This window comes from Delftia sp. WSY_12 (assembly GCF_043104645.1).
Classification (GTDB): Bacteria; Pseudomonadota; Gammaproteobacteria; order Burkholderiales; family Burkholderiaceae_C; genus Comamonas; species Comamonas tsuruhatensis.
Genome location: NZ_JBICKW010000021.1, coordinates 18,179 through 40,829 on the forward strand (window position 1 = coordinate 18,179; position 22,651 = coordinate 40,829).

General features: G+C 66.5%; 22 protein-coding genes. 11 read left to right on the forward strand and 11 right to left on the reverse strand.

Annotated features, from left to right (window positions below):
- Positions 1-13: 13 nt before the first annotated feature.
- From ACF8LI_RS12300 to ACF8LI_RS12315, 4 genes are all read right to left on the reverse strand, one after another.
- On the reverse strand, positions 14-2,227 hold the full coding sequence (locus tag ACF8LI_RS12300) for a TonB-dependent siderophore receptor (protein ID WP_160854901.1): 2,214 nt from the start codon (positions 2,225-2,227) through the stop codon (positions 14-16).
- Positions 2,228-2,325: 98 nt separating this feature from the next.
- Positions 2,326-2,697 (reverse strand): DUF2946 family protein, encoded by a 372-nt coding sequence (locus ACF8LI_RS12305; protein ID WP_013802509.1) that lies wholly within the window; start codon positions 2,695-2,697, stop codon positions 2,326-2,328.
- A gap of 9 nt (positions 2,698-2,706) precedes the next feature.
- Positions 2,707-3,156, reverse strand: coding sequence for a DUF192 domain-containing protein (locus ACF8LI_RS12310; protein ID WP_016445971.1), 450 nt, complete (start codon positions 3,154-3,156; stop codon positions 2,707-2,709).
- Positions 3,157-3,371: 215 nt separating this feature from the next.
- Positions 3,372-3,593, reverse strand: a complete 222-nt coding sequence (locus ACF8LI_RS12315; protein ID WP_016445972.1) for a hypothetical protein — start codon at positions 3,591-3,593, stop codon at positions 3,372-3,374.
- Positions 3,594-3,802: 209 nt separating this feature from the next.
- On the opposite strand from ACF8LI_RS12315, the gene icd reads away from it, so the two are divergent.
- Positions 3,803-5,065 (forward strand): NADP-dependent isocitrate dehydrogenase, encoded by a 1,263-nt coding sequence (gene icd / locus ACF8LI_RS12320; protein ID WP_012205489.1) that lies wholly within the window; start codon positions 3,803-3,805, stop codon positions 5,063-5,065.
- A 66-nt stretch (positions 5,066-5,131) separates the two neighbouring features.
- Here the strand turns inward: icd and ACF8LI_RS12325 are convergent, their stop codons facing one another.
- The gene (locus ACF8LI_RS12325; RefSeq protein ID WP_392412906.1) at positions 5,132-5,899 is read right to left on the reverse strand and encodes a DsbA family protein; all 768 of its coding nucleotides are present in this window, start codon (positions 5,897-5,899) and stop codon (positions 5,132-5,134) included.
- A 137-nt stretch (positions 5,900-6,036) separates the two neighbouring features.
- On the opposite strand from ACF8LI_RS12325, the gene ACF8LI_RS12330 reads away from it, so the two are divergent.
- The 3 genes from ACF8LI_RS12330 to mnmH all read left to right on the forward strand — a co-directional run bounded on the left by ACF8LI_RS12330 (position 6,037) and on the right by mnmH (position 9,087).
- Positions 6,037-6,624, forward strand: coding sequence for a TIGR02281 family clan AA aspartic protease (locus tag ACF8LI_RS12330; protein WP_392412908.1), 588 nt, complete (start codon positions 6,037-6,039; stop codon positions 6,622-6,624).
- Between the two features lie 47 nt (positions 6,625-6,671).
- Positions 6,672-7,796 (forward strand): serine hydrolase domain-containing protein, encoded by a 1,125-nt coding sequence (locus ACF8LI_RS12335; protein ID WP_392412910.1) that lies wholly within the window; start codon positions 6,672-6,674, stop codon positions 7,794-7,796.
- Between the two features lie 226 nt (positions 7,797-8,022).
- Positions 8,023-9,087, forward strand: coding sequence for a tRNA 2-selenouridine(34) synthase MnmH (mnmH, locus tag ACF8LI_RS12340; RefSeq protein ID WP_392412929.1), 1,065 nt, complete (start codon positions 8,023-8,025; stop codon positions 9,085-9,087).
- 27 nt (positions 9,088-9,114) lie between these two features.
- Here mnmH and ACF8LI_RS12345 read toward each other — a convergent pair whose 3' ends face one another.
- The gene (locus tag ACF8LI_RS12345; protein ID WP_016445977.1) at positions 9,115-9,750 is read right to left on the reverse strand and encodes a LysE family translocator; all 636 of its coding nucleotides are present in this window, start codon (positions 9,748-9,750) and stop codon (positions 9,115-9,117) included.
- A gap of 126 nt (positions 9,751-9,876) precedes the next feature.
- Here ACF8LI_RS12345 and ACF8LI_RS12350 point away from each other — a divergent pair, with 126 nt between their 5' ends.
- On the forward strand, positions 9,877-11,406 hold the full coding sequence (locus ACF8LI_RS12350) for a PLP-dependent aminotransferase family protein (RefSeq protein ID WP_016445978.1): 1,530 nt from the start codon (positions 9,877-9,879) through the stop codon (positions 11,404-11,406).
- A 112-nt stretch (positions 11,407-11,518) separates the two neighbouring features.
- Positions 11,519-12,316, forward strand: a complete 798-nt coding sequence (locus ACF8LI_RS12355) for a hypothetical protein (protein ID WP_392412912.1) — start codon at positions 11,519-11,521, stop codon at positions 12,314-12,316.
- A gap of 37 nt (positions 12,317-12,353) precedes the next feature.
- Here ACF8LI_RS12355 and ACF8LI_RS12360 read toward each other — a convergent pair whose 3' ends face one another.
- Together ACF8LI_RS12360 and ACF8LI_RS12365 are read right to left on the reverse strand one after the other, a co-directional pair.
- A complete protein-coding gene (locus tag ACF8LI_RS12360; protein ID WP_063326208.1) occupies positions 12,354-12,689 on the reverse strand; it encodes a cupin domain-containing protein in 336 nt (111 codons plus the stop codon).
- Between the two features lie 100 nt (positions 12,690-12,789).
- Positions 12,790-13,242: an SRPBCC family protein gene (locus ACF8LI_RS12365; protein ID WP_012205499.1), complete on the reverse strand. Its 453-nt coding sequence runs from the start codon at positions 13,240-13,242 to the stop codon at positions 12,790-12,792.
- Positions 13,243-13,475: 233 nt separating this feature from the next.
- On the opposite strand from ACF8LI_RS12365, the gene ACF8LI_RS12370 reads away from it, so the two are divergent.
- The 5 genes from ACF8LI_RS12370 (at position 13,476) to ACF8LI_RS12390 (ending at position 18,491) form a co-directional block, all read left to right on the forward strand.
- Entirely contained in the window at positions 13,476-14,456 is a 981-nt protein-coding gene (locus ACF8LI_RS12370; protein ID WP_392412915.1) for a Bug family tripartite tricarboxylate transporter substrate binding protein, read from the forward strand.
- Positions 14,457-14,467: 11 nt separating this feature from the next.
- Positions 14,468-15,769 carry a CaiB/BaiF CoA transferase family protein gene (locus tag ACF8LI_RS12375; protein ID WP_392412916.1) on the forward strand — a complete coding sequence of 434 codons (1,302 nt, stop codon included), beginning with the start codon at positions 14,468-14,470 and terminating at the stop codon, positions 15,767-15,769.
- Entirely contained in the window at positions 15,754-16,149 is a 396-nt protein-coding gene (locus ACF8LI_RS12380) for a cupin domain-containing protein (RefSeq protein WP_012205502.1), read from the forward strand. The genes ACF8LI_RS12375 and ACF8LI_RS12380 overlap by 16 nt, the downstream gene beginning before the upstream one ends.
- A gap of 57 nt (positions 16,150-16,206) precedes the next feature.
- Positions 16,207-17,370 carry an acyl-CoA dehydrogenase family protein gene (locus tag ACF8LI_RS12385; protein ID WP_392412919.1) on the forward strand — a complete coding sequence of 388 codons (1,164 nt, stop codon included), beginning with the start codon at positions 16,207-16,209 and terminating at the stop codon, positions 17,368-17,370.
- A 167-nt stretch (positions 17,371-17,537) separates the two neighbouring features.
- Complete coding sequence (locus ACF8LI_RS12390; RefSeq protein WP_203399416.1) at positions 17,538-18,491, forward strand: LysR substrate-binding domain-containing protein; 954 nt, start codon at positions 17,538-17,540, stop codon at positions 18,489-18,491.
- Here ACF8LI_RS12390 and ACF8LI_RS12395 read toward each other — a convergent pair.
- The 3 genes from ACF8LI_RS12395 to ACF8LI_RS12405 form a co-directional block, all read right to left on the reverse strand.
- Positions 18,472-18,804, reverse strand: a complete 333-nt coding sequence (locus tag ACF8LI_RS12395; RefSeq protein ID WP_392412921.1) for a hypothetical protein — start codon at positions 18,802-18,804, stop codon at positions 18,472-18,474. The two genes, ACF8LI_RS12390 and ACF8LI_RS12395, sit on opposite strands and share 20 nt — an antisense overlap.
- 509 nt (positions 18,805-19,313) lie before the next feature.
- Positions 19,314-19,667 carry a hypothetical protein gene (locus ACF8LI_RS12400; RefSeq protein ID WP_392412923.1) on the reverse strand — a complete coding sequence of 118 codons (354 nt, stop codon included), beginning with the start codon at positions 19,665-19,667 and terminating at the stop codon, positions 19,314-19,316.
- A gap of 473 nt (positions 19,668-20,140) precedes the next feature.
- Positions 20,141-22,633, reverse strand: a complete 2,493-nt coding sequence (locus tag ACF8LI_RS12405) for a PAS domain-containing sensor histidine kinase (RefSeq protein WP_016454737.1) — start codon at positions 22,631-22,633, stop codon at positions 20,141-20,143.
- Positions 22,634-22,651 lie beyond the last annotated feature (18 nt).

Sequence of the window (22,651 nt, forward strand, 5' to 3'; positions counted from 1 at the left end):
GTGCGTCTCCTGCTCAGAAGGCCACGCGCAGCGAAATGTCTGCCGTGCGCGGCGCGCCCAGGTAGGCCATGGTGCTGGTCAGGCTGGCGGCGTAGACGCGGTCCGTGGCATTGCGCAGCCGTGCAACCACGGTCATGCGCGGGTCGATGCGGTAGCTCAGGCCCAGGTCCAGCAGGGTGTAGGCGGGCCAGGACAGCGTGTTGGCCGCATCGGCATAGATGCCTCCCACGCGGCGCAGCCCGGCATTGACCTCCAGCGCCGGCGTGATGCGGTAGCTGGTCCAGAGGTTGAGCACGCTGGCGGGCGTGTTCGTGGGTCGCTTGCCCGCCAGGGACACGCCGCCTTGCTGGTAGTTGTCATAGCGCGCGTCTACATGGCTCCAGTTGCCCTGGATGGACCATCGCGGCGTGGGCGCCAGGCCCATGGACAGCTCCACCCCGCGCGAGGACTGCTGGCCCACCAGCACCGTGCGCGTGCTGTCCTGCGGGTCCTGGGTGGAGATGTTGCGGCGCGTGATGCGATAGACCGCCAGCGCCGCCGTTCCCTTGCCCTGCCAGAACGACAGCTTGCTGCCCGCCTCCACCTGGCGGCCCGTTGTCAGCCCCGTGTTGTTGATGGCATCGGCAAACGAGGCGCCCATCAGCATGCCCGACGGCGGATCGGCCGCCGTGGAGAACTGGGCGTAGAGATTGGCCTCGGGCGTGGCATCCCAGACCAGGCCCACGCGCCCGGTCGTCGGGCTATAGCTGCGGCTGTAGCTTGCGGGCAGCGCGGGCGTCACATCGCGCCGGTTGGTCAGGTCCACCTCGATGCGTTCATGGCGCAGCGCCGTCAGCAGGTGCAGGGCAGGAGTGAGGGCCGTGCGGTTTTCCAGGTAGAGCGCGGTGGTGGTGACCTTGTTGTCGCGGTCGGGCCTGAAGCCGGGCGCCATGCCGGGAATGTCGTAGAAGTTCTCTGTCGTGAAATCGTAGGGATTGACCGTGCTCACCGTGCCCGACAGGCTGTTCGGAAAGCGTGTCTGCCGGTTCACGCTCACATCCAGCCCAAAAGCCCATTCGCTGCGCCGGCCGGCCAGCTCGCCCAGGTAGCTGCCTTCGATGCGGTCACCCACCATGCGCTGGTCATGGCGCTGGAGCAGCGCCGCCGAGCGCACCACCGCGGTGTTGTCGGGCGTGAAGCGGTAGGTCTCCACGTTGCGGTAGTCGCGCAGCGCGTCATAGGCGTAGAAGGTGTTGCTCAGCTTGAGCCGGTCGCTGGCCCGCCATTCGGTGATGGAGCGCAGCCACTGCACGCGCTGGGCATACAGGCCGTCGGCGCTGTTGTAGTTCTTGCCTAGGGTCGCCTCGTCAATGCGCGCCTGGCCGCGCAGCGGGTTGAGCAGCGGCGTGCCCCAGTAGGGGCGGTCCACGCGCTCATGCTGGGCCTCGTAGGCAAGGGTGTGCGTCAGGCCGCCACCCAGGTCGGACAGCAGCGAGGTCGCCAGCTGCGTGGAGCGCGACTGCGTGCCGCCCACCCAGCTGCCGGCGTCGCGGTGGTTGAGGTCCAGGCGCAGGTAATGGGTCGTGCCCTGGCTGTCAGTGGCATCGCCCAGGCGGCGGTTCAGCCCGACGGAGGCTTCCTTCAACCCGTAGCTGCCCAGGCGCAGCTGGCCTTCGGTGAAGCTGTCGCGCTGGGCCAGCTTGGTGATGTAGTTCAGCGTGCCGCCCACGCCGCCTGCGCCATAGAGAAAGCCGGAGGCGCCGCCCACGGCCTCCACCCGGTCGTAGATCCAGCTGTCCACGGGCCGGGCCGCAATGGAGTACTGCAGGTTGATGCCGTTGAACAGCTGGCTGACCGACCCCGTGCCGAAGCCCCGGTAGCTGATGCCGATGTTGCCGGGCGGGCTGTAGGCCGTGACGCCCGGAATGGAGCGCAGGATCTCCTGCGTGTCCTGGGCGCCACGCGCCTCGATGGCTGCGCGGTCCACGATGTGCACCGAGGCCGGCGTCTCGCGCGCCGTCAGGCCCAGGCGGCTGGCCGTGCCCACGGTCTTGTTCAGCGGCAGCAGGCCGTTGGCATCGGCCGTGGCCTGGTCGGAGACCTCGACGGGGGCCAGCGGGATATCGGCCTGTGCCTGCGCTTGCGCTTGCACGCCAGGCGTCCAGGCCGTGCCCAGCGCGCAGCACAGCGCTACGGCCAGGGGATGGGGGCGAAAGAGGGGTGCAGGCAGGCGCAGAGGCGCTGCCATCGCGGGGAAGGGGAAGGAATTCACGAACTGACTCCGGGTCTTGCGCCGCGCATGCGGCGCAGGCGGGCCGGGCGCGCATCAGCAGGCCCGGCGGCGATTCAAGAGAACACGGCAGTCAGCGGAGGAGGGCCGCGCGCCGGCAGCGGCGCGCGTGTGACGGAGGCAATGTGCGCCGCCACCAGCGGCAGCAGCGCGTGGGCCAGCGGCTGCTGGTGGGGCACGGCCATCTGCGGCAGGGCCGGCGGCGGTGCACCAGCGGGCAGGCACATGGGGCAGTCAAGCTGGTGGTGGCCCATGCCCGGGGCTGCGCTGTCGCCCAGCGCCACCAGCTTGACGTCGCCGCTGGCCGTGCAGACCAGCTCGAAACCCTGGGGATGGACCAGAGGCGAAGCCACGGCAACGCCCAGCGTCACGGCAAACCAGGCCAATATCAGCCGGGTGAGCCAGAACGAGGAGCGAAGCGCTTGCATGGGCCGTGATTATGGCTTGGCGGGCGCGGGCGTGAACAGGCTGCCGCCCAGCTTGACGCCGGCCTTCAGGCCGCGCTTGGCGAACCAGCCCTGGTTCATCTCCAGCACATAGCGCACGGGCTTGGCCGAGCAGTGCGAGTCCTCGGTCATGGGCTTCATGTCGGCCAGGTTCACGATGGTGCCGTCATCGGCCACGAAGGCGGCGGTCAGCGGCAGCAGGGTGTTGCGCATCCAGAAGCACTGCACGGCAGGCACCTCGAAGACGAAGATCATGCCCTCCTGCTGGGGCATGTCCTGGCGGAACATCAGGCCGATGGCGCGCTCGCGGTCCGATGCGGCCACCTGTGCGTCGATGCGGTGGATTCCGGCCGTCAACTCCACGCGGCGCAGGTTCATCTGGGGGCTGCCCTGGGGCTGTGCGCCTGCCGATACGGCGGCGCCAGCCAGGCAGGCGGCCATGAGCAACCGCTGCAGCGCGCGGCGGGAAAGGGATGTGTGGAGGGGTGTCGAAGGCTTCGTCATCTTGCACATTCTGTCGCAGGGGGCGCGTGGCCGGACGCAAAAATCGGCCCGGCCGGGCCATCATGGCCGGGCGGGCGGCAAAAAGCCCGCAGTGCATTGCTGACTTGCGGGCTTTTTTTGAGGGGATGCCAGCGGGCATCCCGGCGCCTGGATCAGGCCACGGCCTTGTGTGCCTTCTTGGTGGAACGCTTGGCGTGCTTCTTGCCGGAATGCTTGCCGCTCTTGGCAACCTTGGCCTTCTTGGCTGTGTGAGCGGGAGCAGCTGCGGAAGCGGCCGTGGGAGCCGACATCGGCGTTTCGGGTGCTGCGGCGGCCTGTGCAAAGGCGCCTGCGGCAAACGAACCGGCGACCAGGACAGCGAGGAGTTTTTTCATATATGCCATTTCCTAGAAAAGCGGTAGAAGCCAAGTTGAACCAGACAGCGGTGCGAAATTGTTGATGCACCGCAGATGCTCAACGCACTGACTGTATCGCCGTTGACAGGAAGGCGGCCCGATTGTCGTTAGAATTTTCTGCACCAAATTTGTGCCCATTCCGGGCATTCACTCTTGCCTCGTGCACCAGCCAACGGAGACCCGTCCCCATGAACCGCTTCCAGCACATCCAGGTGCCGGCCGAGGGCCAGAAGATCACTGTCAACGCCGACATGTCGTTGAACGTGCCAGACCAGCCCATCATTCCTTTCATCGAAGGCGACGGCACCGGCGTGGACATCACGCCCGTGATGATCAAGGTGGTGGATGCCGCCGTGGCCAGGGCCTATGGCGGCAAGCGCAAGATCCAGTGGATGGAGGTCTTCGCGGGCGAGAAATCCACGCGCATCTACGGCCCCGATGTCTGGCTGCCCGAGGAAACCATGCAGGCCCTGCGCGAGTACGTGGTCTCCATCAAGGGCCCGCTGACCACGCCCGTGGGCGGCGGCATCCGCTCGCTGAACGTGGCGCTGCGCCAGGAGCTGGACCTCTACGTCTGCCTGCGCCCCGTGCAGTATTTCAAGGGCGTGCCCTCGCCGCTGAAGGAGCCCGAGAAGACCAACATGGTCATCTTCCGCGAGAACTCCGAGGACATCTACGCGGGCATCGAGTACGAGGCCCGCAGCGACAACGCCAAGAAGCTCATCGACTTCCTGGTCAAGGAAATGGGTGTCAAGAAGATCCGCTTCCCCGAGACCTCGGGCATCGGCGTCAAGCCCGTGTCCATCGAGGGCACGGAGCGCCTGGTGCGCAAGGCCATCCAGTACGCCATCGACAATGACAAGCCCAGCGTGACCCTGGTCCACAAGGGCAACATCATGAAGTTCACCGAAGGGGGCTTCCGCGACTGGGGCTACGCGCTGGCCGCGCGCGAGTTCGGCGCCCAGCCCATCGACGGCGGACCCTGGCTCAAGTTCAAGAACCCGCGCACGGGCCGCGACATCGTCATCAAGGACTCGATTGCCGACGCCTTCCTGCAGCAGATCCTGCTGCGCCCGGCCGAGTACTCGGTGGTGGCCACGCTCAACCTCAACGGCGACTACATCTCGGACGCGCTGGCGGCCCAGGTCGGCGGCATCGGCATTGCGCCCGGCGCCAACATGTCCGACTCCGTGGCCTGCTTCGAGGCCACGCACGGCACGGCCCCCAAGTACGCGGGCAAGGACTATGTGAACCCGGGCTCCGAAATCCTCTCGGCCGAGATGATGCTGCGCCACATGGGCTGGCGCGAGGCGGCCGATCTGGTCATCAGCGCGCTGGAAAAGGCCATCCAGAGCAAGCAGGTGACCTACGACTTCGCCCGCCTGATGGACGGCGCCACCCAGGTGTCGTGCTCCGGCTTTGGCGAGGTGATGATCTCCAAGATGGATTGACGGGCGCCCGCGCTCCATGAAAAAACCGCGCCAGGGCGCGGTTTTTCTTTGACGGGCGTTGACGGGTCAGCTCTTGGGCAGCGCACAGCCATCGGGCCCGCAGTCCTCGCCTTGGGGCGCGGTCTGCTCGCCGGCGGTGATGGCCGCCACCTGCTGCACCCACTCGCCCAGCTGCGTTGCCCAGCCCTGTGCATCTCCCAGCCAGGGACCGATGTCGATGCGCTGGATGGCGCGCTGGCCCGGCTGCTCGGCCTCGGGGTGGTCGAACTCCAGCGCGAAGGTCGGGAAACCCTGGCCCTGTGCCAGGTTCAGCCATTCGCGCGCCTGGGTGATATGCGCCTGGGTGGCAGCGCCGGACAAGCGCTGGAAGGCCTGGGCAAAGGCCTCGCCGTCCAGTTCCAGGTCACGGGCCAGTTCCTGCAGCACGGCGGGGTCGCTGATGCGGCGGCCTTCCACGTAGTGGGCCTGCTGCTGGCGCGCCAGCATGTCCAGGCCCCGGCCCGCCAGTTCCTCGGCGGCCAGCAGGGCCGTGGTGGGCGGCTCGGAGTCCAGCACGGCGCCCAGGTCGTTGAGCAGGCCATCGAAGTAGGCAGGGCCGAACGGCTGGCCCGTCATCTCGGCAATGCGCTGGTCGTGCGGCATCACATGGCCGCGCCAGTCGGCCGTGATGGTGCGGGTGTGGGCGCCCGTGAGCATGCCGCCGCCATGCCATTGCAGCGTGACGCCGGGCACGCTGCGCGCGGCCTTGACCAGGGGCGCGGCGGCATAGCACCAGCCGCACAGCGGGTCGAAGATGTAGTGAAGGACAAAGGGCGGCTGCGCGGTCGTGGTCATGGCAGGAGCGGGCTGTGATGAAGGCGCCCACTGTAGCGGCTATTGGCTTGCCCGTGACTGGGCAGGGCCGCAGGCAGAATGGGCGACTGCCGCCGTGCAGCCACCGTGCTGCCATCGCCGATCCCGTCTGCATTGCCATGCGCCTCAAGTCCACGCCGCCTCCGTCCGATCCGTCCGACCCGTCCGCTTCCTCTGCACCGGCCGCCGAGCCCAGCGTCCAGTCCGTCGCCCGGCGCGGCATGCTGGGTTTTCTGCTGTTCTGGCTGCTGGTCATGGGAGTGCTGTACTGGGCCATGCAGATGTACCTGAAGCCGGCCGGCGTCAAGGTCCAGGCTGATGGCACGGTGGCCATTGCGCGTGACCGTGACGGGCATTTCCGCGTGGAAGGGGCCGTCAACGGGCAGCCCGTCATGTTCCTGGTGGACACGGGCGCCAGCATGGTCGGCGTGACCGAGCCGCTGGCCGAGCGCGCAGGCCTGGACGGCGGCGAGCCGGTTCGCTTTCGCACCGCCAATGGCGAGCGCGACGGCCGCATGGTGGTGGCCGATCAGGTGCGCGTGGCCTCCCTGGTGGTCAGCGGCCTGCGCGTGGGTACGGGCTATACGGGCAGCACGGACAGGGATGCGCTGCTGGGCCAGAACTTCCTGCGCCAGTTCGATGTGGAAATACGCGGCGACCGCATGCTGATCCATCCGCGCGGCAGCGGGTCTTCGCCCAGGCAGTAAGTACGTAAGCAACTAAGTAGCTAACTAGCTAAGCAAGGGAGAGGGACATGACAAACAACGGCTTTCGCACCGACAGGCGCAGGTGGCTGCAGACGGGCGCAGCCCTGGCGACGCTGGGCTGCACGGCCTGTGCCAGCGTGGGGCAGGGCGGTGCATTTTCCACCGGCACCGGCACCGGCACCGGCCTGGCCGAGGACCTGGGCGAACGCCTGGACCAGGGCGTGCAGAGCGGAGAACTGGCGAACCTGCACGCTGTCGTCGTGATGCGCCACGGCCGGCTGGCGCTGGAGCGCTATTTCGAGGGCGAGGACGAACGCTGGGGGGAGCCGCTGGGCAAGGTGGCCTTCAACGCCGACTCCCTGCACGATGTGCGCTCGGTCAGCAAGAGCATCGTCGGCCTGCTGTACGGCATGGCCTTGGCCGAGGGCAAGGTGCCCGCGCTGGACACGCCCCTTGTCCAGGCTTTTCCCGCCTACGGCGATCTGGCGGCTGATGGGCGCCGGCGCGCCATCCTCATCTCCCATGCCCTGGGCATGACCATGGGCCTGCAATGGGACGAGGACCTTCCGTATTCCGACCCGCGCAACAGCGAAATCGCCATGGAGCGCAGCAGCGACCGCTACCGCTACGTGCTGGAGCAGCCCGTCGTCGCCCCGCCCGGCGAACGCTGGTGCTACAGCGGCGGGGCGACGGCACTGCTGGGCCATCTGATCGCGCAGGGCAGCGGCATGCCGCTGCTGGACTATGCGCGGCACAAGCTGTTTGCTCCGCTGGGCATCGACAAGGCCGAGTGGACGCCTGGCACCAACGGCGAGGCGGCCGCCGCCTCCGGCCTGCGCCTGCGGGCGCGGGACCTGGCCCGCATCGGCCAGCTGGTGCTGCAGCAGGGCGAATGGCAAGGCCGGGCGCTGGTGGCCCGGCATTGGATTGTGCAATCCATGCAGCCGCGCGTGGACGCCTGGCCCGGCCTGCGCTACGGCCACCACTGGTACGTGGGGCAGACCCGCGCCGGCCTGGCGTACTACATGGCCATCGGCCTGGGAGGCCAGCGGCTGGTGATCGTGCCCCAGCATTCGCTGGTGTATGCCGTCTTCATGGGCAACTACGACAGCCCCCAGCAGGTGCAGCGCGTGGCGGCCGTGCAGGGCCTGGTCGCCGCTGCCTTGCGTTGACAGCCTTGCCCTGACAGCCGTGCGCGGGCACGGCGGGCGTGCGAGAATCCCCGCTTCCAAGGTCGGCCGCATGCCCGGCTCGCGCAAGCAGGGCGCGAAGCGGGGCGGGCCGGTGCGTGTCGAGGCTCGATCCACTTTCCTGGTTCCGGTGCCGGCCCATGAGCCCCAGAGGCCATGGCGCCGGTTGTTTCTGCCTCCCGCATGATCGCCAGATCACCGTTTGCCCGTGTCCCACCGCCAGCCCATCCGCATCGCCGACCGTCACCACTTCGACACCCTGATCGACGCCCGTTCGCCTGCCGAATTCGCGCAGGACCACATTCCCGGTGCCATCAACTGCCCCGTGCTCGACAACGAGGAGCGCGCCCGGATCGGCACCATCTACAAGCAGGTCAGCCCCTTCGAGGCCAAACGCCTGGGCGCGGCCATGGTCTCGGCCAACCTGGCGCGCCATCTGCAGGAAACCTTCGCCGACAAACCGGCCAACTGGAAGCCGCTGGTCTACTGCTGGCGCGGTGGCCTGCGCAGTGGTTCCATGGTCACCTGGCTGCGCCTGGTCGGCTGGGATGCCCAGCAACTGGCCAACGGCTACAAGTCCTATCGCGGCCATGTGATCGAGCTGATCGACCGCCTGGTGCCCCAGCTGCGCCTGCAGGTGCTGTGCGGCGCCACCGGCAGCGCCAAGACCCGCGTGCTGCATGCCCTGGCCGAGGCCGGCGAGCAGGTGCTGGACCTGGAGGGCTATGCCAGCCACAAGGGCTCCTTGCTGGGCAACCTGCCCGGCGTGGAGCAGCCCAGCCAGAAATACTTCGAGACGCTGCTGGCCCAGCAACTGGAGAGTTTCGACACCGCACGCACCGTGTACGTGGAAGGCGAGAGCGCCAAGATCGGGCGCGTGTCCCTGCCGCTGGTGCTGGTCGAGCACATGCGCCAGTCGCCCGTGATTGCGCTCGATGCCACGCCCGAGGCGCGCCTGGCCTACCTGCTGCGCGACTACGCCTACCTGGGCGACGATCCGCAGATGCTGGCCGACAAGCTGGGCTGGCTCAAGGAGCTGCAGGGCAAGGAGACCATCTCGCGCTGGCAGGCCTGGGCGCATGAGCGCAGCCTCTCGCCGCTTTTCTCCGAGCTCATGGCCCAGCACTACGACCCGCACTACGAGCGCTCGCAGGAGCGGCATTTCACGCAGTGGCGCACGCGCCGCAGGGTGCAGGCCGACGACCTCAGCGAGGCCGGCATCACCGCGCTGGCGCGCCAGATACTGGCGCTGGATGGGGCATCGGCCGCATGAAGCAGCCGCGTGAATCAGGCGTTTGAATCAGCCGTGTGAGTCGGCCAGCACCGGATACAGCGACAGCAGCAGCAGGGCCGCCATGCACCAGTTGAAGCGGCGCAGTGCCTGCGGCGAGCGCAGCGCGCGCCCCACGGCGCTGCCGAACAGCGTCCAGACGCTGACGCTGGGATAGTTCACGATGCCCAGCACCAGGGCGGCCAGCACCAGGTTGATGAAGAAATCCTCGCGCGGCGTGTAGGTGGCAATCACGCCGATGGCCATGATCCAGGCCTTGGGGTTGACCCACTGGAAGGCCGCCGCCTGCCAGAACCCGAAGGGCCGGGCACCCGCGTTGCCGCCGTCGATGCCGCCGCTGCCCGCGATCTTCCAGGCCAGCCAGACCAGATAGGCCGCGCCCAGGTACTTGAGCGCGGTGTAGATCACCGGCAGGCGCTCGAAAACCGCGCCCAGGCCCGCGCCCACCAGCAGCACCATGACCACCACGCCCACGGTGATGCCCAGCATGTGGGGCACCGTGCGGCGATAGCCGAAGGTGGCGCCCGAGGCCGTCAACATCACATTGTTGGGGCCGGGCGTGACGGAGCTGACGAAGGAGAACATGGCCAGTGGCAGCAGGAACGAGGTGTGGGCGGTATCGAAGGGCATGGTGGCAACAGGCATGACAGGGCATCCGGCGCCCTGTCTGCGCATGCCGCAGGCCGCGGCGCCGTCAGGCCATGCTAATGGCAGTGTTCGGTACAGTAGCAGTACACTTTGCCAGAACAATTTGCCAACTGGCCTGCCCACATGACCCTGACACTTGATCCCGCAGCCACGCCGAAGCAAGCGCAGGCACAGCAGACACCGCAGACATCGAGTGCATCCTCCGCTACGGCTTTCCAGGCCGCTGCGCCCTGGCGTCCGCTGCGCTCCTCCGATCTCTCGCTGGTCGAGCAGCTCGTGGACCACTACGGCAGCCTCATCCGCCACCATGGCCTGCGCGCGGGCTCGCGGCTGCCCTCGGTGCGCGCGCTGGCGCAGCAGGCCGGCGTCAGCCGCGATACCGTGGTCCAGGCCTACGACCGGCTGGCCGCCCAGGGCCTGGTGCATTCGCGGCGCGGCTCGGGCGTCTTCGTCAGCGCCCGGCGCGCGGCCCAGGCCGTGCCGCGCGCCAGCCAGGGCCTGCCCACGCTGGAGCAGGGCGCAGCCTTCGATACCGCCTTTCTGTTGCGCAGCATGTTCCGCGAAGGCACGGAGCATTCGGGCGACGCCGGCATGCTGCCGCCGGAATGGCTGGACCAGGAGATGCTGGCCTCGGCCCTGCGCGCCGTCGGCCGCAGCACGGGCACTAGCCTGCTGACCTATGGCGTGCCCCAGGGCTATCTGCCGCTGCGCCAGCAGATCGCCTCGGTGCTGCAGGCCCAGGACGTGCCCGCCCACCCCGAGGCCCACCTGATGACCGTGGCCGGCGTCACCCAGGGCCTGGACCTGATCGTGCGCAGCCTGGTGCGGCCCGGCGATACGGTGCTGGTGGAAGACCCGGGCTGGTTCCTCATCTTCGGCCGGCTCAACGCCCTGGGCGTGAACGTGGTCGGCGTGCCCCGCCTGCCCGGCGGCCCCGACGTGGAGGCGCTGGAGCGGCTGGCCCGCCAGCACCAGCCCCGGCTTTTCATCCTGAACACGGCCGTGCACAACCCCACGGGCCAGACCCTGTCGGCCGGCGTGGCCCACGAGGTGCTGCGCATTGCCGAGCGCCACGACTTCTACCTGGCCGAGGACGACACCTACTCCGACTTCCTGCCCGGCGTGCCCGTGCGCCTGGCCGCCATGGACCGGCTGCAGCGCGTGCTGCTGGTGGGCGGCTACTCCAAGACCCTGGCCGGCAGCCTGCGCGTGGGCTATGTCGCGGCGCACACCGACCTGATACGGCGGCTGACCGACCTCAAGCTGCTGGGCGGGCTGACCACGGCGCTTCCGGGCGAGCAGGTGGTGCACCGCGTGCTGGCCGATGGCCAGTACCGCAAGCATGTGGACCGCCTGCGCGAGCGCGTGGACCGCGCGCGCAACCGCTGCCTGCGCATGCTCGAAGCCCTGGACTGCCGCGCGCCGCACGAGCCGCAGGCCGGCATGTTCGCCTGGGTGGATTGCGGCGTGGACTCGGAGGTGCTGGCCCGCCATGCCGCGCCGCAGGGCCTGCTGCTGGCACCGGGCCTGCTGTTTTCGCCCAGGCAGGCCGCGGGCAGCATGCTGCGCATTCCCGTGCCCATGGTGGAACAGCCCCAGACCTGGAAGATTCTTGGCCACCTGCTGGCGCAGCACCGGGGCGGTGGTGGATGACCGGATGGTGCAGCAGCACTGCCTGACGGGAGGTTGACGCTGCCGGCGCCAGGGCATGTAAGACAGGGCATCGGGCCTCGGCGCCCCGGTAGTGCGCTGCTATCGTTCCGGGATGACTATTGAGCTTGTCTTGCCACGGGAGGCCGGCCGCAGAGCCGGGGTGAACGACAGCCGGCCCCGACCGGGAGGCGGCGCGGCGCGCCGCCTGGCGCCGGTGCTGGCGCTGCTGCTGACAGCGGGCTGTGCCGACACGCCCGCGCCGCGCGGCAAGGTGGAGGGCGCCTCGTTCGAGCCCAGCGAAATCGTGCAGTCCGACAGCAACCGCATGGCCACCCTGGCCATGAAGGAGAACCTGGACAGCCTGATGCGCATCATGGACAAGCTCTACCTGCGCAACCCGGCCGAGTGGAAGAAAACCGCCGAAAGCCGCGAGGCCGCATCCGCCTACGTGCGCATCGCCATCACCGAGCGCCAGCCCTGGGCCGACCTGCACGGTGCCCAGGACGTGGCCGCGCTCTCGCTGGCGCTACAGCCCGACTTCAAGGGCGACCGCGTGGCCGCCTTCGTCCATGCGCTGGCCGACACCATCATCACCGCCCACGGCGGGCGCACCAGCTTCACCCTGGTCCATGGGCTGGACCCGCAGCTGATCTACAACGCCGCACGCAACGTGGAAGTGGCCAACTGGATTCTCAACTCACGGCGCAACGCAGCGGGCGGGCCGCTGCTGCTGTCCAACCACCTGGGCGACGACGCGCGCAACCTGAGCTTCGAGCGCGAGATGGGCAAGATCATCGGCCGGCTGGACCTGATCGCCAACTACACCACCGAGCGCTACAGGCGCTCCCTCATCGGCTACGGGCAGGGACTGGTGGCGGGGCCGTTCATGCAGTTCCTGCCGGTGCGCTGAGGTGCTGGGTGGGCTGAATGCGCTGAAGTGGCGAGCGTCAGGACGCGTCACACAGAACGATGGTGACCAGAGCAGAGGTGTCTTCGATGGCGCGTACCGCATGCGCCATGTTGGCCGGCAGGTGCATCAGCTGGCCGGCCTGCAGGGACTGGCGGCTTTCGCCGAGCATCACCTCCAGCTCGCCTTCCAGGCAGTGCAGGCTGACGCTGCCAGGCACCTTGTGCGGCGGCAGCGACTGGCTGGCGCGCAGCACCACGCGGATGACTTCCATGTCCTGGGACTTGAACAGGGCGCAGGTCCGGGCGCCCGCCAGCCGCGCACCAAACGGCAGGACATCGATGGCTTGAGCGGTCAGTGCAAAGGGGGTGGCCATGGCGGACCTCCGGGCGTTGGCGGGCAATACTGCCATTGTCCTCCGAAGCACGGCAATCCATCAACCGCAGCTGTGTGACAGCAGGGGCTTGTGCAGGGTCTCAGCCCGGCACGCTGGCCTCCACCAGCAGAGTCAGCAACTGCAGCGATTCCTGCCAGCCCAGGTGACAGGCCTCGGCGGGAATGACGGCGGGCACGCCTTCCTGGGTCACATCCATTTCAGTGCCGCAGAACACCTCGCGCAGCGTGATGGTGGTGATCATCTCGCCGGGCAGTTGCGGGTCGTCGAAGCGGTCGGTATGGCGCACCAACCGGCCAGGCTCCAGGTCCAGGAACTCCCCGCCGAAGCCGCTGCGCCCGCCCGTGGACAGATTGACGAAGGCCATGCGGTAGCGTCCGCCGACCCGGGCGTCGAACTCGGGCACCTCGCAGATGTAGCCGTGGGGCGGCAGCCATTTGGCCAGGGCAGCGGCCGTGGTGAAGGCCTGGTACACGCGCTGCGGCGGCGCCTTGAGGACGCGATGAAGCCGGATGGTGTGGACGGTGTGTGACATGCGGAACTCCTTGGCATGGTGTCGTGCAGGGCTGCCAGCCTCGCACCGATGCAGTCCTTGCGCAAGAGGCGGGACATGGAGCCTGACGCAGGTTTCAATGATTCATAAATCGAATCCTTGCTTGGTTTTAAAGAATTGGACTTGAATCATTGACGCCCGCACCATGGCGGCGAGCGCTGGATACACAGCGCCGCTTTCCATAGGAAACAGGATAGAAAACAGGAGACAAGCAAATGAAGCATTCCCCGTTGCGCAGGGCCCTGGCCCTTGGCGCTATCAGCACCATTGCGGCCGTGGCCGCGCCCGTGTCGGCGCAGGGTGGTTACCCCTCCAATCCCATCACCCTGGTCGTGCCGTTCGCGGCCGGCAGCGGCACGGACGCCGTGGCGCGCCTGGTGGCCACCCGGCTGGGCGAGCGGCTCAGGCAGCCCGTGATCGTGGACAACAAGGCCGGCGCCAATGCCCAGATTGCCGCCAACCATGTGGCCAAGGCCAAGCCGGACGGCTACACGCTGTTCATGACCACCAACACCTCGCACTCGGCCAACCCCTGGCTGGTCAAGGGCCTGAAGTACGACCCCGTCAAGGATTTCACGCCCGTGGCGCGCGTGGGCGAGCTGCCGTTTGCGCTGCTGGTCCACCCCTCCGTTCCGGCCAAGACCGTGCAGGAACTCATCGACTACGCCAAGGCCAATCCCGACCGCCTGTCCTACGGCACGCCCAACAGCACCTCGCTGGTGGCCTCGGAAACCTTCAAGTACGTCACGCACGCCCAGATCACCTCGGTGCCCTACAAGTCCAGCCCGCAGGCGCTGACCGACCTCATGGGCAACCAGATCCAGGTCTACGTGGCCGACCTGGGCTCGGCCTGGGGCACGATCAAGACCGACCGCGTGCGAACCCTGGCCGTGACGGCGGCCAAGGGCTCCACCCTCCTGCCCAATGTGCCGGCCATCGGCAAGACGCTGCCGGGCTTCGACATCACCTCCTGGAACGGCATCTTCGGCCCGGCCGGGATGCCCGCCGAGATCACCGAGCGGCTGAACACCGAGCTGCAGGCCATCCTCAAGGACAAGGCCGTGCAGGAGCAGTTGGCCCAGGTCGGCTTCGAGGTCTGGCCCACGGCCACGCCTGCCGAGTTCGCCACCTATGTGAAGGACCAGATGGCCCGCTGGGGACAACTGGTCAAGCAGGCCGGCATCGAGGCGCAGTGAGGGAGACCGGCATGCAAGAAGCGCAGCAGGGGCAGCAGGGCCCTCTTGCCGGGGTGAAGGTGCTGGACATGACCTCGGTGGTCATGGGCCCCTTTGCCACCCAGATCCTTGCGGGCCTGGGGGCCGAGGTGATCAAGGTCGAATCGCCCGAGGGCGACAACATGCGCCACGTCGGCCCCATGCGCAACCCCGCCATGGGCCACATCTTCCTGCAGGCCAACCAGGGCAAGCGCTCCGTGGTGCTGGACCTCAAGCAGGGCGCCGCGCGCGAGGCCCTGCTGCGCCTGGCCGAAGGCTGCGACGTGCTGGTCAGCAACGTGCGGCCCCAGGCCATGGCGCGCCTGGGCCTGGCCTACGAGGACGTGGCAGCGCGCAACCCGCGCATCATCCACGTGAGCTGCTGCGGTTTCGACCAGCGCGGCCCCTACGCGGCCCGTCCCGCCTATGACGACCTCATCCAGGGCGCCACCGGCGTGCCCTGGCTGGCGCAGCAATACGGCGGTGGCGAGCCGGCCTATGCCCCCATGACCCTGGGCGACCGCGTCACCGGCCTGCACGCGGTCTACGCCGTCACGGCCGCCCTCTATGCGCGCGAGAAAACCGGCAAGGGCCAGGCCGTGGTCGTGCCCATGTTCGAGGCCATGACCCAGTTCATCCTGGGCGACCACATGGCGGGCCTGTCGTTCGAGCCACAGCTGGGCGGCCCCGGCTATGCGCGCCTGCTCACGGCCCACCGCAGGCCCTATCGCACCAGCGACGGCCACCTGTGCGTTCTCATCTACAACGACAAGCACTGGCACAGCTTCTTCAACGCCATAGGCCAGCCCGAGCGCATGGCCGAGCCCATCTTCGCCACCCACAGCCAGCGCGCGCTGCACATCGATGCCGTCTATGCCGAAGTCTCGCGGCTGATGGCAGGGCGCACCACCGCCGAATGGCGCACGCTGCTGGACGCGGCCGATGTGCCCAACATGCCCATGGCCTCGCCCGAGGACCTGATCGCCGACCCCCAGCACCAGGCCACCGGCTTCGTGCACGAGATAGACCACCCCAGCGAAGGCCGGCTGCGCACCACGGCCAGCCCCACGCGCTGGAGCGCCACGCCGCCCGCAGAACGCGCCGCCCCCGCGCCACGCCTGGGCGAACACACCCTGCAGGTGCTGCGCGACGCGGGCCTGACCGAGGCCGAACTGGCCGCCCTGCAGGCCAGCCGCGCCTGCAGCCAGGCTGCCGCGCTGCAAGACGCCCCACCACAAACACAAGCGCAAGCACAAGCACAAACAGAAGGAAACCGCCCATGCCCCGCTACCTGATCCGTGAACAAGACGTGCCCGGCTACAGCCCCGCCAACCACCACGGCACCGTCAACCGGCGCCTGGTCAGCGCCGCCAACGTGGGCGCGCGCCACATGGAGCTGGTGCTGGGCACGCTGGAGCAGGGCGGCGGCGCGCTGCCCCATGCCCACCCCGGCATGGAGCAGGCCTGCTACCTGCTGGCCGGCACGGCCGAGGTGGAAATCGACACCCCGGACGGCAAGGAACGCTTTGCCATGCAGCCCGGCGACACCTGCTTCTTCCCCGAGGACTGCATGCACATCTTCCGCGTGACCAGCGCCGAGCCCGTGCGCCTGCTGGTCTTCTACAGCCCGCCCTACGGCGAGAACCCCGAGCGCGTGCGCCGGCCGGCAGCCTGAGCGCCGTCACCCCACAGACACAACAAGCGAACAGCAACAAGCAACGGAGCACACACCATGGACTTTCTGTGGAACGAAGAACAGGAACAGATACGCGACGCCGTCGAACGCGCCTGCGCCCCCTTTGACGCCGACTACTGGCTGCGCAAGGACCATGAAGGCGGCTTCCCGCACGACTTCCACAAGGCCCTGGCCGACGCGGGCTGGCTGGGCATTGCCATGCCCGAAGAGTTTGGCGGCGCGGGCCTGGGCATCAGCGAGGCGGCGCTGATGATGCACACCATCTCGGCCACGGGCGCAGGCCTGTCGGGCGCCTCGGCCGTGCACATGAACATCTTCGGCCTGCACCCCGTCGTCGTCTTCGGCACGGGCGAGCAAAAGCGCCGCTGGCTGCCCCCGCTGATCGCGGGCACGGACAAGGCCTGCTTCGGCGTCACCGAGCCCAATGCCGGCCTCAACACCCTCAAGCTGCAGACACGCGCCGTGCGGGATGGCGACGTCTACGTGGTCCATGGCCAGAAGGTCTTCATCTCCACCGCCCAGGTCGCCAACAAGATCCTGCTGCTGGTGCGCACCAAGCCCGTGGAAGAGTGCAAGGGCACGGAAGGCCTGAGCCTGTTCTACACCGACCTGGACCGCGAACGCATCGAGGTGCGCGAGATCGACAAGCTGGGCCGCAAATGCGTGGACACCAACCAGCTGTTCATCGACGGCCTGCGCATCCCCGCCGAGGACCGCATCGGCGAAGAGGGCAAGGGCTTCTCGTACATCCTGCACGGCCTCAACCCCGAGCGCATCCTCATCGCCGCCGAGGCCGTGGGCCTGGGCCGCGCCGCCCTGGCGCGCGCCACCCAGTACGCCAAGGAGCGCGTGGTCTTCGACCGCCCCATCGGCCAGAACCAGGGCATACAGCACCCGCTGGCCCAGGCCTGGATGGGGCTTGAGGCGGCCCACCTCATGGTGCAAAAGGCCGCCTTCCTCTACGACAGGGGCCTGCCCTGCGGCGCCGAGGCCAACGCCGCCAAGTACCTGGCAGCCGAAGCCTGCGCCAAGGCCTGCGAAACCGCCATCTTCACGCACGGCGGCATGGGCTACGCCAAGGAATACCACGTGGAGCGCTACATGCGCGAATCCTGGATTCCCCGCCTGGCGCCCGTCAGCCCGCAGCTCATCATGTGCTTCATCGCCGAAAAGGTATTGGGCTTGCCTAAATCGTATTGACCCCCTGAGTCGCTTCGCGCCTTCCCCCTTCTCGCTGCGCGGAGGGGGACGACACCCTCGGTGCGGGGCGGCCTTTCCTCGGTGTCTCAAAGTTGAGGTGCGCGGGTTTTGTGGCTGCGAACCATCTGAAGTCCCATGATTTATCAATCTGTATTTCAGAGGTAGCCATGGTGCAAGATGCCATCTCGCTTGCTCCCCATCCGCCGCCTCTCATGAAGACCCACCTGCTGCGCTATTTCGTCGCCCTGGCCGAGGAACGCCACTTCGGCCGCGCGGCCCAGCGCCTGTGCATCACCCAGCCGCCGCTGAGCATGGCGCTCAAGACCCTGGAGCAGGACCTGGGCGCCAGCCTCATGGACCGCGACGCCAAGAACGTGCGCCTCACCCCTGCGGGCGAGGCCTTTCTGGTCGAGGCACGCAAGGTGCTCGCCCAGCTGCAGCACGCGGCCGACGTGGTGCGTGGCGTGGCCGAAGGCATGCAGGGCCGGCTGGACGTGGGCATCACCGGCTCCATGGTCTACCGCCAGGTGCCCGACTTCTGCCGCGCCTTCCGCGCAGAGCGCCCCCTGGTCGAAGTCTGCCTGCACGAAATGTCCACGCGCGAGCAACTGCAGGCCATTGCCAGCGGCCAGATCGACTGCGGCTTTCTCAACATAGGCACCCCGCCAGACGGCCTGCAGACCCTGTCGATTGGCGAGGAACCCTTTGTCTGCTGCCTGCCCGCCACGCATGCGCTGGCCCGGCAGCCTGCCATCGACCTGCGCGAACTGGCCCGCGACACTTTCGTCATGTTCGCCCGCGAAGTGGCCCCGGCCAACTACGACAACGTCATCGCCTGCCTGCAGCAGGCCGGCATCCACCCCCACACACGCCACGCCGCGCGCCAGTGGCTCACCGTCATGGCCCTGGTCTCGGCAGAGCAGGGCGTGGCCCTGGTGCCCAGCTGCATGCAGCGCGTGGGCATGAACGGCGTGGTGTTCGTGCCGCTGCGCGGTCCGCAGCAGGCCATGACGCCCGCTGTCATGGCCTGGCGGGCGGACCAGCCTGCGGCGGTGCTGCAGGCTTTCATTGAGAGGGTGAGGGCGATGGCCTCCACCGCCGTCAAGGGTGGTAGGGGTTGAGAGCTGTCACCTCTACAGACCCTTCGCAGTAGTGCATGGCGAAAACCACCAGCTCCTTACCATTCGATTGGGTGATGGCCTCCACGTGCCAAAAAGGCACTTTTTCTCCCGGAGAAAACGTCACCTTGGTGATATCGAATACGTACTGAGGAAATTTCTCTTTCAGTTTTTTCAGTACATTCTTTCGAACCAGATTAAGGTCATGGTTTTCGCAAGCGGTTGCGTTTTTTGCGTCCCCGCATGCGGTGGTCAGCAAGACTGCGTCAGCCAACAAACTGCGCAAAAAGCTGGATCTTGTCAGAGCTTTTTTCATATCAACGGCCTGTGAAGTAATTGACCAAGGCCGTTGATGGACGAATGCTGGCTGAAATTATGCGCGGATGTGCGGCGTTGTGCGGGCACCATCATCCAAGACGGGTTGTCATGGTACTTTCTTCTGTTTTAGGCTGAAGAAGGCACCATGGCTTACTGGGGTCATAAACCTGGTTTACTATTGCTTCAATAGATTTCCATTATCCCATTCTCACTGGCCGAGTATTTGCTTTCCGAAACTGCTCGAGCAGAAACGGCCTTTCCCCCTGTGCCGGCCAAATGTGGGTACATGTAGCATAGAACTGCAACTTGCAGATTTGCGACTGGAATGCTACCAGCCATGGTGAAACCATTGTTATAGCAATTTGGAATCCCTCGAACTCCAACGGCAAGTGAAAGATCGCCGCCTTTTGGTACAGAAAAGTCAACGCCTGCACTTGCAGATACTCTTGTGTATGAGCCAGCACGCGGGTAAGGGTCATAGCTTAGAGATAGAACAGGTCTGTAGTTTCATTGGCCACCAGGCATGTAATAGTAGTCAGATTGTTGTTTGAATGACATTCCCTTTTGAGGGGACGCTGGTTCACAGTGAAGAGGTATATTCCTTTCATCGCTACCAATTACCATTTTCCCGGGAGATTCTGGATGCTTGTCTCCGTATATCTCGCACAGCCTCTTGTTGAATTCAATCGCTTCATCATTTTGATTGGTGGTTTCGTAGAGATATGATCCATTTGATAGCTTGACTAGATTGATGGTCACGGTACCACTCATTCCAGCCATGCTGCCGGAAATACTTCTGGCGACCATTGGCATGCCGTTCTTTTCAATTTCCTCATTCCCTATCAGAAAATCTTGAGCCATTGCAGAGATTGATGCGAGAAAAAGTATAGATCCGATCAGAATTTTACTTGGCATAGTTCCCTCTGTGCTGAAATGTTAATAGGCCTTTGCTGCCACATGGCAGTGAGTGACGCTATCAGTCTAAGTTCTTTCGAATTTTCAGATCAAGTGGAGACTGCTGTCGTTTTCTATTTTTTCTGAAAAATAAGATACTTCCTAGGAATTTGCGTGAATTGACGATCAGCGGTCTAAACACAAGCATTCGGATTCAAGATGAGCAAGGCTTTTGCTGGTTCGCAGGCTTGATGAATCCGTAAGTTTCTGGGGCCGTACATCTGAGTGCTCTTGCCGCTTTGGCAGTACCCCTGCGTCGTCGCCGATCGAGTCTGCCCACATTGCCACTACGCGGGCCGAGGGAGATGCGATGTGACGGGGTTTGAACTGCGAGACAGGCGCCCGGAATCTGCCGGTCACCACGGCCCCAGCCACACGACTCAGTCCAATGGCACAGCGTCTGTACTGCCCAGAATCTCCGCCACCTTGAGCGCCAGCGCCTCCAATGTGAACGGCTTGGTCAGAAGCTGCGTCCCGGGGTGCAGGTTTTCCTGGCTGAGGGGCGATGCCTCGGTGAACCCGGTGATGAAGAGCACCGGCAGGTCGGAACGGGCCAGGCGTGCCTCGTCGGCCAGCTGCTTGCCGTTCATTCCGCCGCGAAGCCTCATGTCCGTGATCAGCATGTCCACCCGGGTTCCGGCGCGCAGTACCTGCAGTGCGGCGGCTGCATCGGCCACGGCAAGCACCGTGTAGCCCAGATCGACAAGCGCCTCGTCGATGAGATGGCGGATCGGGGCTTCGTCATCCACGACCAGCAAGGTCCTTTGGGCAGGAACGACCACCTGCCGTGCCGCATCGACCGCGCGTTCTGCAACGGGTGCGGCGTCGCACCGGGGCAGATACAGGCAGACGGTGGTGCCCTGGCCCGGCTGGGAGAAGATCCTGACCGCTCCTCCCGATTGCCGCGCGAAGCCGTAGATCATCGACAGCCCCAACCCTGTTCCATGGCCCACCGGCTTGGTGGTGTAGAACGGCTCGAAGGCGCGTGCAATGGTCTGCTCCGACATGCCGGTGCCCGTATCGGTGACGCATAGCGACACATAGCCGCCCGGCGGAAGATCCCACTCCCGGGCTGCCGCCTCTTCAAGCTCGATATTGGCTGTCCTGATGGTCAGCCGGCCGCCTTCGGGCATGGCATCGCGGGCGTTGATGCACAGGTTCAGGATGGCGTTCTCCAGCTGCGTTCCATCGATTTGCGCATGCCACAGATGGGCTGCCGGCACGATGTCGATATCCACGCTGGCGCCCACGGTCCTGCGCAGCAGGTCCTCCCAATCGGCCAGGAGCGCGGCCATATCTGTGGGCTTGGAGTCCAGGATCTGCCGGCGCGAGAACGCAAGCAGCCGCTGCGTGAGCGTGGCGGCGCGCCGCACCGCCCCCTGCGCTCCATGGATGAAGCGCGTGAGGTTGTCCACCTGGCCGCGCGCCAGCATCCGCTGCAGCAGCTCCAGATTGCCCATGACGGCCGCCAGCAGGTTGTTGAAGTCGTGCGCAAGACCGCCCGTCAGCTGGCCCACCGCCTCCATCTTCTGCGACTGGCGCAGTTGCTCCTGCACCTTGGCCAGCGCTTCGGCCTTGGCCATTTCGGAGGTGATGTCGCGGCCCACGGCATTGATGCGGCCTGCCGCCGAACGGGTGGACCAGGAGATCCAGCGGTAGCTCCCGTCCCGATGGCGGTACCGGTTGTCGAACCGGGCATGCGCCATGCCTGTGGCCAGCTCCTGCGTGTCCTGGATGGTGCGCGCCAGATCCTCCGGATGGATGAGATGAAAAAGCGTGGTGCCCAGCAGCTCGTCTTCACGCCAGCCCAATACCTCGGTCCAGGCCGGGTTGACCGCAGTGATGATGCCCTCGAACGTGCAGCGCATCATGATGTCGGATGACAGCTGCCACAGCGCGTTGCGGTCGGCCGTGCGCTCTGCCACCTGTTCCTCCAGCGTGGCATTCAAGCGCTCCAGCGCGGCCTGGGCCTGCTTGCGCTCGGTGATGTCGGAGGCCGCTCCCAGCCAGCCGGTGATGGCGCCTGCGGCATCGAACAGCGGCACGGCGCGCGAGAACGCCCAGCCCACGCTGCCATCGACGCGGTTCACCCGGTGCTCGATCACGTAGTCCGTCTTCGTGCGGATGGCCCGCGCGATCTCCGCGCGCACCAGGTCGCGGTCCTCCGGGGGGATGTAGTCTTCCAGCCAGTTCGTGTTGGACGCCTGCGTGTCAGGGATGAACCCGCCGCCTGCCAGCTGGTGCAGCTCGCTCCAGTCCGCACTGATGGAGTAGCGCACCTCCGAGGAGGAGCGCACCAGCGCATCCAGCCGCTCCTCGCTCTGGCGCAACATGTCCAGCGCCCGCCGTTCCGCATCGATGTCCAAAATGGCGATGGCCGTGGCCACGACTTCCTTGTCCGCATTGCGCAGCGGCACCCCGAAAACGCGCGTCCATACCTCGAGCCCCTGGGGCGTGTCATAGACACAGTCAACGCCCGGCACCACCAGCTCCCCGCGGAACGCGCGGGCGGCCACAAACTGGTCGCGGGGAACGGGCTTGCCGTCCTTGTCCCAACTGCGCCAGCGCCCCCGGTCCTCCTCGGCCGACAGCAGCGAAGGGATGGGGGTGTCTGGCAGGAAATGGCGGTAGGCCGGGTTGGACATCAGCACCTTGCCACCCTTGCCCACCAGGCACAGGCCTATCGGCAGATGCTCGATGAAATCCGAGAACAGCGTCTTCTGGTCCGCGACCTGCGCATCGAAAGGGTCCTGATCGCTGGCGCCCGCGCCCTGTACGGCGCTGGCATGGCCCGCCGTGGCAATCGCCAGCTGCGCCCGCAGCCTGGCGTTTTCCTCGCGAAGCAGGGCAATCTCTTCGGACTCTTGGATCATGGGAGGGTGGAGCGGGGC

Excerpts from the sequence above, each read along its gene's own strand:
- ACF8LI_RS12300 (WP_160854901.1), bottom strand. The coding sequence starts at position 2,227 with ATGGCAGCGCCTCTGCGCCTGCCTGCACCCCTCTTTCGCCCCCATCCC.
- ACF8LI_RS12305 (WP_013802509.1), bottom strand. The coding sequence starts at position 2,697 with ATGCAAGCGCTTCGCTCCTCGTTCTGGCTCACCCGGCTGATATTGGCC.
- ACF8LI_RS12310 (WP_016445971.1), bottom strand. The coding sequence starts at position 3,156 with ATGGCCGCCTGCCTGGCTGGCGCCGCCGTATCGGCAGGCGCACAGCCC.
- ACF8LI_RS12315 (WP_016445972.1), bottom strand. The coding sequence starts at position 3,593 with ATGAAAAAACTCCTCGCTGTCCTGGTCGCCGGTTCGTTTGCCGCAGGC.
- icd (WP_012205489.1), top strand. The coding sequence starts at position 3,803 with ATGAACCGCTTCCAGCACATCCAGGTGCCGGCCGAGGGCCAGAAGATC.
- ACF8LI_RS12325 (WP_392412906.1), bottom strand. The coding sequence starts at position 5,899 with ATGACCACGACCGCGCAGCCGCCCTTTGTCCTTCACTACATCTTCGAC.
- ACF8LI_RS12330 (WP_392412908.1), top strand. The coding sequence starts at position 6,037 with ATGCGCCTCAAGTCCACGCCGCCTCCGTCCGATCCGTCCGACCCGTCC.
- ACF8LI_RS12335 (WP_392412910.1), top strand. The coding sequence starts at position 6,672 with ATGACAAACAACGGCTTTCGCACCGACAGGCGCAGGTGGCTGCAGACG.
- ACF8LI_RS12345 (WP_016445977.1), bottom strand. The coding sequence starts at position 9,750 with ATGCCTGTTGCCACCATGCCCTTCGATACCGCCCACACCTCGTTCCTG.
- ACF8LI_RS12350 (WP_016445978.1), top strand. The coding sequence starts at position 9,877 with ATGACCCTGACACTTGATCCCGCAGCCACGCCGAAGCAAGCGCAGGCA.
- ACF8LI_RS12355 (WP_392412912.1), top strand. The coding sequence starts at position 11,519 with ATGACTATTGAGCTTGTCTTGCCACGGGAGGCCGGCCGCAGAGCCGGG.
- ACF8LI_RS12360 (WP_063326208.1), bottom strand. The coding sequence starts at position 12,689 with ATGGCCACCCCCTTTGCACTGACCGCTCAAGCCATCGATGTCCTGCCG.
- ACF8LI_RS12365 (WP_012205499.1), bottom strand. The coding sequence starts at position 13,242 with ATGTCACACACCGTCCACACCATCCGGCTTCATCGCGTCCTCAAGGCG.
- ACF8LI_RS12370 (WP_392412915.1), top strand. The coding sequence starts at position 13,476 with ATGAAGCATTCCCCGTTGCGCAGGGCCCTGGCCCTTGGCGCTATCAGC.
- ACF8LI_RS12375 (WP_392412916.1), top strand. The coding sequence starts at position 14,468 with ATGCAAGAAGCGCAGCAGGGGCAGCAGGGCCCTCTTGCCGGGGTGAAG.
- ACF8LI_RS12380 (WP_012205502.1), top strand. The coding sequence starts at position 15,754 with ATGCCCCGCTACCTGATCCGTGAACAAGACGTGCCCGGCTACAGCCCC.
- ACF8LI_RS12385 (WP_392412919.1), top strand. The coding sequence starts at position 16,207 with ATGGACTTTCTGTGGAACGAAGAACAGGAACAGATACGCGACGCCGTC.
- ACF8LI_RS12390 (WP_203399416.1), top strand. The coding sequence starts at position 17,538 with ATGGTGCAAGATGCCATCTCGCTTGCTCCCCATCCGCCGCCTCTCATG.
- ACF8LI_RS12395 (WP_392412921.1), bottom strand. The coding sequence starts at position 18,804 with ATGAAAAAAGCTCTGACAAGATCCAGCTTTTTGCGCAGTTTGTTGGCT.
- ACF8LI_RS12400 (WP_392412923.1), bottom strand. The coding sequence starts at position 19,667 with ATGGCTCAAGATTTTCTGATAGGGAATGAGGAAATTGAAAAGAACGGC.
- ACF8LI_RS12405 (WP_016454737.1), bottom strand. The coding sequence starts at position 22,633 with ATGATCCAAGAGTCCGAAGAGATTGCCCTGCTTCGCGAGGAAAACGCC.